The organism is Streptomyces parvus (genome assembly GCF_032121415.1).
GTDB lineage: Bacteria > Actinomycetota > Actinomycetes > Streptomycetales > Streptomycetaceae > Streptomyces > Streptomyces globisporus_A.
In genome coordinates this window covers 5,068,622-5,082,268 of the sequence record NZ_CP135079.1, presented here as the reverse complement: position 1 = coordinate 5,082,268, position 13,647 = coordinate 5,068,622, and the positions used below count along the sequence as shown (strand labels likewise).

Annotated in this window: 8 protein-coding genes; 1 reads left to right on the top strand and 7 read right to left on the bottom strand. The window is 71.5% G+C overall.

Annotated features, from left to right (window positions below):
- Positions 1-35: 35 nt before the first annotated feature.
- From RNL97_RS23960 to RNL97_RS23930, 7 genes are all read right to left on the bottom strand, one after another.
- A complete protein-coding gene (locus RNL97_RS23960; protein WP_313751183.1) occupies positions 36-2,501 on the bottom strand; it encodes a Tox-REase-5 domain-containing protein in 2,466 nt (821 codons plus the stop codon).
- Between the two features lie 195 nt (positions 2,502-2,696).
- On the bottom strand, positions 2,697-4,289 hold the full coding sequence (gene serA, locus RNL97_RS23955; RefSeq protein ID WP_030580208.1) for a phosphoglycerate dehydrogenase: 1,593 nt from the start codon (positions 4,287-4,289) through the stop codon (positions 2,697-2,699).
- 263 nt (positions 4,290-4,552) lie between these two features.
- Positions 4,553-5,554 (bottom strand): ketol-acid reductoisomerase, encoded by a 1,002-nt coding sequence (gene ilvC, locus RNL97_RS23950; RefSeq protein ID WP_010056416.1) that lies wholly within the window; start codon positions 5,552-5,554, stop codon positions 4,553-4,555.
- A gap of 116 nt (positions 5,555-5,670) precedes the next feature.
- The gene (gene ilvN, locus RNL97_RS23945) at positions 5,671-6,198 is read right to left on the bottom strand and encodes an acetolactate synthase small subunit (protein ID WP_006127785.1); all 528 of its coding nucleotides are present in this window, start codon (positions 6,196-6,198) and stop codon (positions 5,671-5,673) included.
- A 23-nt stretch (positions 6,199-6,221) separates the two neighbouring features.
- Complete coding sequence (locus RNL97_RS23940) at positions 6,222-8,078, bottom strand: acetolactate synthase large subunit (protein ID WP_030580203.1); 1,857 nt, start codon at positions 8,076-8,078, stop codon at positions 6,222-6,224.
- Positions 8,079-8,296: 218 nt separating this feature from the next.
- The gene (locus tag RNL97_RS23935) at positions 8,297-11,119 is read right to left on the bottom strand and encodes a putative bifunctional diguanylate cyclase/phosphodiesterase (protein WP_030580199.1); all 2,823 of its coding nucleotides are present in this window, start codon (positions 11,117-11,119) and stop codon (positions 8,297-8,299) included.
- A gap of 406 nt (positions 11,120-11,525) precedes the next feature.
- Entirely contained in the window at positions 11,526-12,473 is a 948-nt protein-coding gene (locus RNL97_RS23930) for a 2-hydroxyacid dehydrogenase (protein ID WP_243315259.1), read from the bottom strand.
- A 172-nt stretch (positions 12,474-12,645) separates the two neighbouring features.
- Here RNL97_RS23930 and RNL97_RS23925 point away from each other — a divergent pair, with 172 nt between their 5' ends.
- Positions 12,646-13,602, top strand: a complete 957-nt coding sequence (locus tag RNL97_RS23925) for an aldo/keto reductase (protein WP_030580191.1) — start codon at positions 12,646-12,648, stop codon at positions 13,600-13,602.
- Positions 13,603-13,647 lie beyond the last annotated feature (45 nt).

Sequence of the window (13,647 nt, the reverse complement as noted above, 5' to 3'; positions counted from 1 at the left end):
GCTACTCGGCCCGACGTCTTCGGGCGGGGTAAGGACTACTCGTCGAAGGCTCCCGGTTTCCTGGTGCTGTCGCCCGGGTGGGGCTTGGTGTGCACCACCTTGATCGGCAGCCCCTCGTCCCGGAACGCCTTGCGGGCGGCCTTGGCCACGTCCGGGTCGGAGAAGTGCCACTCCACACTCCGGCCGCCGGACGCCTCGACCTGGGCGCGGGCCTCGGTGACGAACTTGTCCTTGCCGGACGGGGTGAGGGTGCCGCTGTCGGTCCTGGACAGATAACTGCCGTACCCGTTCTTGGCCTCCAGGAACGTCTGCCGCGAGGAGTCCCAACCGTCGTACTCCACCGCAGGCTTGCCCTCCCGCGGATGCGGAACGACGTACTCCTGACCGCGGTTGGTGCCGGTCACCTGCTCCTGGTAGCGGAGCCACGACTCGTTCTTCCAGTTCGGCGCCGGGTTGCGGTCCCGGCTGGCCCAGTAGCCGTCGCCCGCGTCGGCGTCGCCGAGCGTGCGGTCCTTGAGATCGTCGGCCCAGGACGGCGGGTTGTAGTTGCGCGGGTCGGAGGTGTCGTTGCGCTGCGGCTCCGGGTACTTCTTCTTGTCCGCCTCCGCCTTGCGCGCCCGCTCCGGCTCCTCCAGCCGCTTCTGCTCCAGGTGCGCCTGGCGTTCCGCAGCCCGCGCCTCCTCGGCCGACTTCTTGGCCGCTTCGTCGCAGCCGCCCTCCGCGAGGACGACCCGGCCCGGCGAACCGCCCGCCAGCACCCCGGTGCCGGCGCCCGGCACACCACCGAACCCGCCGCCGTACGGCACCCCGGGCGGCCCGCCGGCGATCGCGCAGCCGGTCCGGCGCGCCGCGTCCTCGGCGCTGTCCGCCGCCTCGTCGGCCTCCTTCGCCGCCTTGCGTACGCCGTCGAGATCGCCCGCGTCCGCGGCCTTCCGGGCCCGGCGGGCGGCGGCGCTCGCATCGCCCGCCGCCTCCGCGACCTCGGAGGCGACCTTGCCGACCTTGCCGAGCTTCCCGGCCTTGCCGACCACCTTCGCGGCGTTGTAGCCGGGGATGAACAGCGAGCCGACGTTCCAGATCACATCCGTGACGGCCCGGGTCTTCTCGCCGTTGTTCCAGCGTTCGCGGACCTCGTCGCCGACGAAGATGTCGTCGCCGACCGTGATCACCGTGTTGACGGAGGCCCCGCCCCAGTCCCAGAGGGCGCCCAGGTAGTCGCCGTCGGCCCACTTGTCGCCCGCGCCCGAGGAGTCGTTGGCCCACTGGTCGCCGAGCTGCTTGCCGTAGTCGACCAGACCCGACCAGGTCTCGGGCTTGAACAGGTCGATGATCCCGGAGATGTCACCCCAGATCCCGTCGACCACGATGCCCTTGAAGACCTGGGTCGTCCGGTCCCAGGCACAGCCGAAGAAGCCCCAGCCGCCACAGTCCTCCTGCTCCTCGGCCTGCTCGCTGCCCTCGCCGTCGCCGTCGTCGGACGCCTGTACGTCGTGGGCGGCCTCGGGCTCCTCGCTGTCCTCGGGGAAGGTGTCCTCGCCGGTGCCGGGGCGCCCGTCGTCGGGGCCTCCGGTGCCGCCACTGGAGGAGTCGGCGCCTTGGGTGCCACCGGTGCCCTCCGTGCCGCCGGAGCCCTGCGTTCCGCCCGTCCCCTCCGTGCCGCCGGAGCCTTCCGTTCCGCCCGTCGCGTCGCCACCGGTCGTGCCACCTGTGGTCGTGCCCCCCGTGATGGTCGAACCCCCGTCGGCCCCGCCGTCCGCGCCGCCGTCCGCGCCCCCGCCGTCCGCGCCGCCGTCCGCGCTCCCCGACGTACCGCCGTCCGTTCCGCCCGGGTCGTCTCCCGCGACGGTGTCGCCGCCGCCGGGCGACACCGGGCACGAGCTGCCCGTCAGCGAGCAGATCGCCGACTGGAGCCCCTCCGTGATCCGGCCCCCGAGGCCGCCCACCGTCAGCGCCCCGATCAGCGCGACGACGATCAGAACCAGGCCCAGGTACTCCAGCGCGGACTGCCCGCGGTCCCGGCGCCAGGTGATCATGTGCGGGAGCGAGAACTTCGGCGGCTCCCCGCGCTCGCGGGGCGGCAGCAGGAACCAGGCGCGGCTCTGCGGACGGCGCAGCAGCACCAGGATCAGGACGGGCAGCACCAGCTGGGTGAACCCGTCCGGCGACCCGTCCGACAGATTGCCGAGGCCGCCGATGATCAGCCAGATCTGAACGGCGACGATCCCCCACAGCACGCGCCTGCCGCCCGTACGCAGATGCCGGGCCAGCAGCGCACAGAGCACCCCGGGCGCGGAGGCGTACAGCAGGATGCCGAACACCTGGGCGCCCATGGCGTCGGCGGCGATCGCGGAGCCGGAGAGGCCGACCGCGCCGAGGAGCGTCGCGCCGAGCAGGACGAGGAGGGCCACGCGGACCACGGCGAGCGGGCCCGGGAGGTCACGCCGGGGGGCGGCGGCCGGAGCCGGGCCTCCCGCTACGGGTATGCCACCGACAGCAGACATACGTGATCCGACCCCCGGTGCCCATGAGTGACATGACAACCGGTCACCCTAGGGTCGGGGTGCCTCGCGCGTCGTGGGCCCCAGGGCCCAACCCCGGGCCCATAGAGGTGGATCGGCCCGCTCGGCCTGTTGGAAAAAGCGGCTGCCGGGCACCCCGAGAGAGGGGCGCCCGGCAGCCGGGGTCGTACAGATGGGTCAGTCGGTGAGGTTCACCGAGCGGGCCGAGGACGCGCCGATCTCCTCGGCGATCTCGGTCAGCACCGGCTGCGGGACCGTCTCGTCGACGGTGAGGACGACCAGCGCCTCGCCGCCCTCCGCGGCCCGCGAGACCTGCATGCCCGCGATGTTCAGCCCGGCCTCGCCGAGGATCTTGCCGACCGCGCCGACGACACCGGGACGGTCCTGGTAGCGCAGGACGACCATGTGGTCGGCGAGCGCCAGGTCCACGTCGTGCTCGCCGATGGCCACGATCTTCTGGAGGTGCTTCGGGCCGGCCAGCGTGCCGGAGACCGCGACCTCCTCGCCGCTGCCGAGCGTGCCGCGCACGGTGACCACGTTGCGGTGGTCGGGCGACTCGGAGCTGGTGGTGAGGCGGACCTCGACACCGCGCTCCTGCGCGAACAGCGGGGCGTTGACGTAGGAGACGGTCTCGTCGACGACGTCCTCGAAGACGCCCTTGAGCGCGGAGAGCTCCAGCACCTTGACGTCGTGCTGGGTGATCTCGCCGTACACCTCGACGTCGAGTCGGGCCGCGACCTCGCCCGCGAGCGCGGTGAAGATCCGGCCGAGCTTCTCGGCGAGCGGCAGACCGGGGCGTACGTCCTCGGCGATGACGCCGCCCTGCACGTTGACCGCGTCCGGGACCAGCTCACCGGCGAGGGCGAGGCGCACGGACTTGGCGACCGCGATGCCCGCCTTCTCCTGCGCCTCGTCGGTGGAGGCGCCGAGGTGCGGGGTGCAGACGACCTGGTCGAACTGGAACAGCGGGGAGTCCGTGCAGGGCTCCTTGGCGTACACATCGAGGCCGGCGCCGGCGACGCGGCCCTCCTTGAGAGCGGAGTGCAGCGCCTCCTCGTCGACGATCCCGCCGCGCGCGGCGTTGACGATGCGCACCGACGGCTTCACCTTGTGCAGCGCCTCGTCACCGATGAGACCGAGGGTCTCGGGGGTCTTCGGCAGGTGCACGGTGATGAAGTCGGCGACCTCCAGGAGCTCGTCCAGGCTGAGGAGCTTGACGCCCATCTGCGCGGCGCGGGCCGGCTGGACGTAGGGGTCGTAGGCGACGATCTTCATACCGAAGGCCGACATGCGCTGGGCGACCAGGACGCCGATGCGGCCGAGGCCGACGACACCGAGGACCTTCTCGCTGAGCTCGACCCCGGTGTACTTGGAGCGCTTCCACTCGCCGTTCTTGAGCGCGGTGTTGGCCTGCGGGATGTTGCGCGCGGTGGCCACCAGCAGACCGCAGGCCAGCTCGGCGGCGGTGACGATGTTGGAGGTCGGAGCGTTGACGACCATCACGCCGGCCTTGGTGGCGGCGGAGACGTCCACGTTGTCCAGGCCGACGCCCGCGCGGGCCACGACCCGGAGCTTCCTGGCGGCGGCGAGCGCCTCGGCGTCGACCTTGGTGGCGGAGCGCACCAGGATCGCGTCGACGTCGGCGATCGCGGGGAGCAGCTCGGCGCGGTCCGCGCCGTTGCAGTGCCGGATCTCGAAATCCGGACCCAGGGCGTCGACCGTGGCGGGCGACAGCTCTTCAGCGATGAGTACGACAGGTTTCGAGCTCACGTGAGTCCTCACAAGTCCAGTGCGGACGGCCGTCCCGACGGCCGCAGGCGGTGGAGGGGCTAGCCGCGTGGTAGACGCACGACACTGTGGGCCCTGACGCGTGTATGTGTTGAGAAGTGTAGTCATGCGTCGGGCCGTGTACCGCGCCCCCGTGGCAGGATCACCCGCACGAGGGTGGTCGTGGTGTACACGCGTACGGAACACCCCTGGGGTACTGCGGAGCGGGGCGGGTCCGTGACGGACCCGCCCCGCTCCCCCGAGGCCTAGGCCTCTTCGTCGTTCACCCAGCTCATGAGCTTGCGCAGCTCGCGGCCCGTGGTCTCCAGCAGGTGGTCGCTGTCGGCCTTCTTGTACTCGTTGTACTTGGGCAGACCGTTGTGGTACTCGGCCATCCAGTTCTTGGCGAAGGTGCCGTCCTGGATCTCGGCGAGGACCTTCTTCATCTCGGCCTTGGTGGCGTCGGTGATGATCCGGGGGCCGGTGACGTAGTCGCCCCACTCGGCGGTCTCCGAGATGGACCAGCGCATCTTCTCCAGGCCGCCCTCGTACATGAGGTCGACGATGAGCTTCAGCTCGTGCAGGCACTCGAAGTACGCGATCTCGGGCTGGTAGCCGGCCTCGGTCAGCGTCTCGAAACCGGCCTTGACCAGGGCGGCGGTGCCACCGCAGAGGACGGCCTGCTCACCGAACAGGTCGGTCTCGGTCTCCTCGGTGAAGGTGGTCTTGATGACGCCGGCGCGGGTGCCGCCGATGCCCTTGGCGTACGACAGGGCGAGCTCCAGGCCCTTGCCCGTGGAGTCCTGCTCGACGGCCACGATGCAGGGGACGCCGCGGCCCTCCTCGTACTGGCGGCGGACCAGGTGGCCGGGGCCCTTGGGGGCGACCATGCAGACGTCGACGTCGGCCGGGGGCTTGATGAAGCCGAAGCGGATGTTCAGGCCGTGGCCGAAGAACAGCGCGTCGCCCGCCTTGAGGTTGTCCTTGACGGACTCCTCGTAGACCTGGGCCTGGATCGGGTCCGGGACGAGGATCATGATGACGTCGGCCTCGGCGGCCGCCTCGGCGGGGGTCACCACGCGCAGACCCTGCTCCTCGGCCTTGGCCTTGGACTTCGAGCCCTCGTGCAGACCGACGCGGACGTCGACGCCGGAGTCACGGAGCGACAGCGCGTGGGCGTGGCCCTGGCTGCCGTAACCGAGAACCGCGACCTTGCGGCCCTGGATGATGGACAGGTCGGCATCGTCGTCGTAGAACAGCTCGGCCACTGGGTCTTCTCCTTGGTGTGCAGGTGTTGCGTCCCACCGTACGGCGGGGTGCGTCGTATGCGTTGTCGGGTCTCGCCATGCGAGCGGAGCGTGTGGCTCCGCCCGGGTCCGTCCGCTCAGGCCGAGCGGTCGAGGGCGCGCAGGGACCGGTCGGTGATCGAGCGCGCGCCGCGCCCTATGGCGATGGTGCCGGACTGGACGAGCTCCTTGATGCCGTACTGCTCCAGCATCTTGAGCATCGCCTCCAGCTTGTCGGCCCCTCCGGTCGCCTCGATCGTGACGGCCTCCGGGGAGACGTCGACGGTCTTGGCGCGGAACAGCTGGACGATCTCGACGATCTGGGAGCGGGTCTCGCTGTCGGCGCGGACCTTCACCAGGACGAGCTCCCGCTGGATCGCAGCGGACGGCTCGAGTTCGACGATCTTCAGGACGTTGACCAGCTTGTTGAGCTGCTTGGTCACCTGCTCCAGGGGCAGGCCCTCGACATTCACGACGATGGTGATGCGGGAGATGTCGGGGTGCTCGGTCGTACCGACCGCGAGCGAGTCGATGTTGAAGCCGCGTCGGGAGAACAGGGCGGTGATCCGGGCGAGGACACCGGGCTTGTTCTCGACCAGGACGGAGAGCGTGTGCTTTTCGGACATGGGAGTCGTTCTCTCTCTGTCTCTCAGTCGTCTTCGTTGTCGCCGAAGTCGGGGCGGACGCCGCGCGCGGCCTGGACCTCGTCGTTGGAGGTGCCAGCGGCGACCATCGGCCAGACCATGGCGTCCTCGTGGACGATGAAGTCGATCACGACGGGGCGGTCGTTGATGGAGTTGGCCTCTTCGATGACCTTGTCCAGGTCGGCCGGGTCCTCGCAGCGGATGGCGTAACAGCCCATGGCCTCGGACAGCTTGACGAAGTCGGGGACGCGGGTGCCCTTGGCGGCGTTGCCCTCCGTGTCCGCGCCGGAGTGCAGCACGGTGTTGGAGTAGCGCTGGTTGTAGAAGAGGGTCTGCCACTGGCGGACCATCCCGAGGGCGCCGTTGTTGATGACGGCGACCTTGATCGGGATGTTGTTGAGCGCGCAGGTGGTCAGTTCCTGGTTGGTCATCTGGAAGCAGCCGTCGCCGTCGATGGCCCAGACCGTGCGGTCGGGCATGCCGGCCTTGGCGCCCATCGCGGCGGGGACCGCGTACCCCATCGTTCCGGCGCCGCCGCTGTTGAGCCAGGTGGCGGGCTGCTCGTAGTCGATGAAGTGGGAGGCCCACATCTGGTGCTGTCCGACCCCGGCCGCGAAGATCGTGCCCTCGGGGGCGAGCTTGCCGATGCGCTGGATGACCTGCTGCGGGGAGAGGCTGCCGTCCTCGGGCAGGTCGTAGCCCAGCGGATAGGTGTCGCGCCAGCGGTTGAGGTCCTTCCACCAGGCGGCGTAGTCGCCGGTGTTGCCCTCCGTGTGCTCCACCTGGACGGCCTGGACCAGGTCGGCCAGGACCTCGCGGGCGTCGCCGACGATCGGCACGTCGGCGGTGCGGTTCTTGCCGATCTCGGCCGGGTCGATGTCGGCGTGGACGATCTTGGCGTACGGGGCGAAGCTGTCCAGCTTGCCGGTGACGCGGTCGTCGAAGCGGGCTCCGAGGGCGACGATCAGGTCGGCCTTCTGCAGCGCGGTGACGGCGGTGACCGCACCGTGCATGCCCGGCATTCCCACGTGCAGCGGGTGGCTGTCGGGGAAGGCGCCGAGCGCCATCAGGGTGGTGGTGACGGGCGCTCCGGTCAGCTCCGCGAGGACCTTCAGCTCGGCGGTGGCCCCGGCCTTCAGGACGCCGCCGCCGACGTAGAGCACGGGGCGCTTGGACTGGGTGATCAGCTTGGCGGCCTCGCGGATCTGCTTGGCGTGCGGCTTGGTCACCGGGCGGTAGCCGGGCAGGTCCTGGGTGGGCGGCCAGCTGAAGGTGGTCCTGGCCTGGAGGGCGTCCTTGGCGATGTCGACGAGGACCGGTCCGGGGCGGCCGGTGGAGGCGATGTGGAAGGCCTCGGCGATGGTGTGCGGGATGTCCTCGGCCTTGGTGACCAGGAAGTTGTGCTTGGTGATCGGCATCGTGATGCCGCAGATGTCGGCTTCCTGGAAGGCGTCGGTGCCGATGGCCTTGGAGGCGACCTGGCCGGTGATCGCGACGAGCGGCACGGAGTCCATGTGCGCGTCGGCGATCGGGGTGACCAGGTTGGTGGCGCCGGGTCCCGAGGTGGCCATGCAGACGCCGACCTTGCCGGTGGCCTGCGCGTATCCGGTGGCCGCGTGGCCGGCGCCCTGCTCGTGGCGGACCAGGACGTGGCGGACCCGGGTGGAGTCCATCATCGGGTCGTAGGCGGGGAGGATCGCACCGCCGGGGATACCGAATACCGTGTCGGCGCCGACTTCCTCGAGAGAGCGGATGAGGGACTGCGCGCCCGTGAGGTGCTCAACGGTGACGGACGGCTGTCCGCCGGTACGGGCGCGCGGCTGCGGGTGGTGGGCCCCGGTGGCCTGCTCGGTCATCGGCATTCTCTTCTCGAAGCTGAGGGTTTTCGCGGGTGTTTTGCAGCGTTTTGAGAGGCGTCAGTGCAACAAAAAACCCCTCGTGCCGTGAGGCAAGCGAGGGGAGCGCGCCGGGTGCGGTCCGCAGAGTGTCGTGGAGTGACTCTGCTTCAGCCGACGCGCTTTCCAAGTACGAGAATTCGGGTGCGCATGGCATTGACCCTCTCTCCGGCACGCATGACGTGTCAAGTGGGTGGGACAGGCGTCTCAGTATGTGATCCGGTGAGCAGCGGGATCGAGCCGCCCGCCATCACCGGCCGGGGGCTGGGAACGCCCGGTACGGGGAACTCCCCGCGGACCAGGGCGCGTCGCAGCCGGTACTCGTCGAGCGGGCCGGAGAAGGCCATCCCCTGGCCGTGGGTGCACCCCATGGCCCGCAGGGCGAGGACCTGCTCGGGGACGTCGACGCCGTCGGCGACGGACTGGAGGCCGAGGTCGCAGGCGATCCGCAGGAGGCCGCTGGTGATCTTGTGCAGCCTGGCCGATTCGACCACCCCCTCCACCAGGTTCCGGTCGAGCTTCAGTACGTCGATGGGGAGTCGGCGCAGCGCGTTGATCGCCGCGAAGCCGCTGCCGAAGCCGTCGAGCGCGATCCGTACGCCGAGCCGGCGCAGGGCCACGAGGCGCTGCTCCAGGGCGTCGAAGGAGACGCGCGGGTCGCTGTCGGCGACCTCGATCATCAGGGCGCCGGAGGGCAGCCCGTGGCGGGTCAGCAGCGCCTCGATGGAGCCGGGCGGCGGGGCCGTGTCCAGCAGCCGGGCGGCGGAGAGCCGGACGGAGACGGCGACGGGGTGCCCGGCCCTGGCCCGGTCGGCGGCCTGGGCCACGGCCTCCTCCAGGAGCCAGCGGCCGAGCTCGGCGGTGCGGTCGTCGTCGCCGGAGACCCGCAGGAACTCGGCGGGGGTGAACAGGATGCCCTGGGCCGAGCGCCAGCGGGCCTGGGCGGCGACGGCGGCGACGGAGCCGCTGGCGAGGTGGACGACGGGCTGGTGGAGCAGGGCGAACTCACCGTCGCGCAGGGCGGTCCGCAGCCGGGTGGCCAGCTCGGAGCGGCGTACGACGTCGGCCTGCATCTGCGGGGCGTACAGCTCGACCCGGTCCTTGCCGCCGGCCTTGGCGCGGTACATCGCGAGGTCGGCGTTGCGCATGAGGTCGGTGGGGCTGATGGCGGGCTCGGCGAAGGCCACCCCGATGGACGCGGCCACCCTGACCTCGCTGGCGCCGATCCGGTAGGGCTGGGAGAGGGTGAGGCGCAGCCGGTCGGCGATCTCGTGGACCTGGTACTCGCGGGCGCCCTGGTCGCGGGTGCCGTCGCCCATGATGAGCGCGGCGAACTCGTCGCCGCCGAGCCGGGCGGCGGTGTCGCCGGCCCGGACGGAGTCCTGGAGGCGGCGGCCGGCCTGGATGAGCAGTTCGTCGCCCGCCTGGTGGCCGATGGTGTCGTTGACCTGTTTGAAGCCGTCGAGATCGATGAAGAGGACGGCGGTGCCGGGGTCGCCGGCCCGGCGGCCGCTGAGCGCCTGGCGGACCCGAGCGGTGAACAGGGCCCGGTTGGGCAGGTCGGTGAGCGGGTCGTGCTCGGCGTTGTGCTGCAACTGGGCCTGGAGCCTGACCCGTTCGGTGACGTCCCGGCTGTTGAGGAGGAGGCCGCCCTGGTGGCGGTTGACGGTGGACTCGACGTTGAGCCAGTCGCCGGTGCCCGAGCGGAAGCGGCATTCGATGCGGGTGGTGGGCTCCTCCTGGGGCGGCGCGGCGAGGAAGCGCCGCACCTCGTGGACGAACCGGCCCAGATCCTCGGGGTGGATGATCGAGGACAGCTCGGCGCCGACCAGGTCCTCCGCCTCGCGCCCGTAGACCCCGGCGGCGGCGGGGCTGACGTAGCGCAGGGTGCCGTTGGGCGCGGCGATCATGATGACGTCGCTGGAGCCCTGCACCAGGGAGCGGAAGTGGTTCTCCTTCTGGGCCAGCTCCTGGGTGAGGGAGATGTTGTCGAGGAGCATGATGCCCTGCCGGACGACCAGCGCCAGGACCACGGTGCAGCCGGTGAAGATGACGACCCTGTCCACCCGGCGGCCGTCGACCACGTTGTACAGGATGCCCAGGGTGCAGACGGCTGCGGCGAGATACGGGGTGAGGGCCGCGAGGGAGCCGGCGATCGGGCGGCTGGCGGTGGCGCGCGGCGGGGCGGGGCGGGCGGGCCGGCGGGCTCCGCGCCGGGCGCCCCAGGGGGCGTAGGCGAGGAGCAGCGATCCGGCGAACCAGCCGGCGTCGAGGAGCTGGCCCGAGTGGTAGGTGGAGCGCAGCAGCGGCGAGGTGAAGACCGCGTCGCTCAGCACGGTGAGCGCCAGCGCGGCGATGGCGGTGTTCACCGCGGAGCGGTTCACCCCGGCCCGCCGGAAATGCAGGGCGAGCACCATCGAGACGAGCACGATGTCGAGCAGGGGATAGGCCAGCGAGAGGGCCGCGGGCGCGACGCTGGCGTCCTGGACGCCCGCCATGTGCGCGGTATGCGCGAGGGCGAGGCTCCAGGCGAGCGTCAGCAGGGAGCCGCCGATCAGCCAGGCGTCCAGGGCGAGGCAGACCCAGCCGGCCCGGGTGACGGGCCGTTTGGCGAGCACGAGCAGCCCGACGATGGCGGGCGGCGCGAAGCAGAGGAAGAAGACGTCGGCGAGGGAGGGGGTGGGCACGGGGACGCCGAGGAGCACCTCGTACCACCCCCAGACGGCGTTTCCGCAGGCGGCCATGAGGGAGGAGAGCGAGAACAGCAGCCAGGCGGGCCGCAGCCGGCCCGCGCCCGTCCGCGCGTAGAGGAAGCAGGAGACCGCGGCGACCAGTGCGGCTGCGGCGAGTCCGAAGTCCCCCATGAAGACGGCGACTTGCGGTGACCCCCAGCCGAAGGCGGCGCCCACCGAATACCCGGCGCAGACGAGGCCGAGCAGGATCCGGGACCGCATCCCGGTGGAGCCGGACTCGGACCGCGGGGCGAGCAAGGCACCCAGCGCGCTCACCGGAGGGCACCCCGCCCCGGGTCCGCCGGGCACGTGCCGGCCGGCGCCTGGCTCCTCGCGGAACCCTTTCGGCGTCGCTCGCTCGGCGACGGCCGCCGCTCCGGGGAGACCGCTCCGGGGCATGGATCCGGCCACCGCCGGCTGGTGCGCGCCGTCGACGCGGACGGCCGCGACCGTCCGCGCGTCCGCTTCGGCTCGTCTCTCCATGGCCAGCACATCGCCCGTCGCCCCCTCGCGTTCCGATGCTCCCCCCGCGCCGTCCCTTTCACGGCGCGGCGCCCCGGGTCGGACGATACACCAGATCCGTCACTCAGGGCCATAGCTTCTCTACGCTCCGTGACGAAATGCGAGGTGAGCGGCACTGCGTGCATCCGGACCACCCCGTAGCGTTGCCGCCCGAGGGGGGTCAGCCGGTGGTGGAGACGACGTTCCGCAGCGGCTCTCCTGCGGCGAACCGGGTCAGCTGTGCGGCCAGCAGCCGCTTGGCGCGGGGTTCGAACGCCGAGGTGCTGCCGCCCACATGAGGCGTGATCAAGACATTCGGAGCATGCCAGAGGGGATGGCCCTGGGGCAGGGGTTCGGGGTCGGTCACGTCGAGAGCGGCCCGCAGCCGTCCGGATTCCAGTTCGGACAACAGGGCCTTGGTGTCGACGACTCCGCCGCGGGCGACGTTGACGAGGAGGGCGCCGTCGGGCATCGCGGCGAGGAAGTCGGCGCCCACCAGCCCCTGCGTGGACGGGTTGAGCGGGGTGGAGAGGATCACCACGTCGGCCTCGGGCAGCAGGGCGGGCAGATCGTCGAGCGTGTGTACGGGGCCGCGCGCGGAGGTCCGTGCGGAGCGCGCGACGCGCGCCACCCTCGCGCACTCGAAGGGGGCGAGCCGGTCCTCGATCGCCGAGCCGATGGAGCCGTACCCCACGATGAGGACGGACTTGTCGGCGAGCGCCGGGTAGAAGCCGGAGCGCCACTCCTCCTTGTCCTGGCCGTGGACGAACCCCGGGAAGCCGCGCAGGGAGGCCAGGACCAGCGCGAGGGTCAGCTCGGCGGTGGACGCCTCGTGCACCCCCTTGGCGTTGCAGAGCCGAACCCCGGCGGGCAGCAGGCCGAGCCCCGGCTCGACGTGGTCGATGCCGGCGGAGAGCGTCTGCACCACCTGGACGCCGCTCATGGCGGCGAGCGGGCGCTGCGCGATCTCGGGGCCCTTCATGTAAGGAACGACGTAGTAGGCGCAGTCGGCCGGGTTGCCGGGGTAGTCCGTCCCGCCGTCCCAGAAGAGGTAGTCGAGGTTCTCGGGGAGCCCGTCGATCTCCTCGGCCGGGAAGGGCAGCCATACGTCGGCAGTCGTCGCAGTCATGGTCGGGAGGCTATGCGACGGATGGGCGAGCGCTCCAGGGCGGCTGCGCGAAGACCCGGGGGCGCCAGAGGTTACTTTTGGGTGCGGTACGGCCCCGTGGCGACGGGACGGAAGGTCCTAGGGAGGGTTCGGGGAGTTGGAGTGCAGGACTATCGGGGCGGCGGGGCTTGCCGTGGGTGCGGTCGGGCTGGGCTGTATGCCGATGAGCTGGGGTTACAGCGCGTCGCAGCAGCTCGGCGACCGTTCGGTGCGGACGGTGCACGCGGCCCTGGACGCGGGCGTCCGGCTGCTCGACACCGCGGACATGTACGGCCCGTTCACCAATGAGCTGCTGGTGGGGCGTGCGCTCAAGGGCCGGCGCGAGGAGGCGTTCGTCTCCACCAAGTGCGGGCTGCTGGTGGGCGATCAGCACATCGTCGCGAACGGCCGGCCGGGGTATGTCCGGCGGGCCTGTGACGCCTCGCTGCGGCGGCTCCAGACCGATGTGATCGACCTGTACCAGCTGCACCGGGCCGATCCCGAGGTGCCGGTGGAGGAGACCTGGGGCGCGATGGCGGAGCTGGTCACCGTGGGCAAGGTGCGCTCGCTGGGGCTGTGCGCCGTGGGGGCGCGGGCACCGCGCCGGTCGGGCGAGGGCCCGTTCGAGGGAACGATCCGGCAGCTGGAGCGGATCCAGCAGGTCTTTCCGGTCAGCGCCGTCGAGGCGGAGCTGTCGGTGTGGTCGCGGGAGGCGCTGACGGAACTGCTGCCGTGGTGCGTGGCGCGCGGGGTCGGGCTGCTGGCCGCGATGCCGTTGGGCAGCGGCTACCTGACCGGGACGCTGAAGCCGGGGCAGGGGTTCGAGCCGGAGGATCTGCGGGCCAGGCATCCGCGGTTCACGGCCGAGGTGATGGCGGCGAACCAGCCGGTGGTGGCCGGTCTGCGGCGGATCGCGGAGCGCCGGGGCGCGACCGTGGCGCAGGTGGCGCTGGCGTGGGTGCTGCGCCAGGGCCCGCACGTGGTGCCGGTGCCGGGGGCGAAGCGGGAGCAGTGGGCGGTGGAGAACGCCGGGGCGGGGCGGGTGGTCCTGGACGAGTGGGACCTGGCGGAGATCGACGCGCTGCCCGCCGCCCGCGAGTCCTGGGACTGAGCGTCGCGGCCCGTGCGGCGGGAGAATGGGCGGATCGGGAACTTC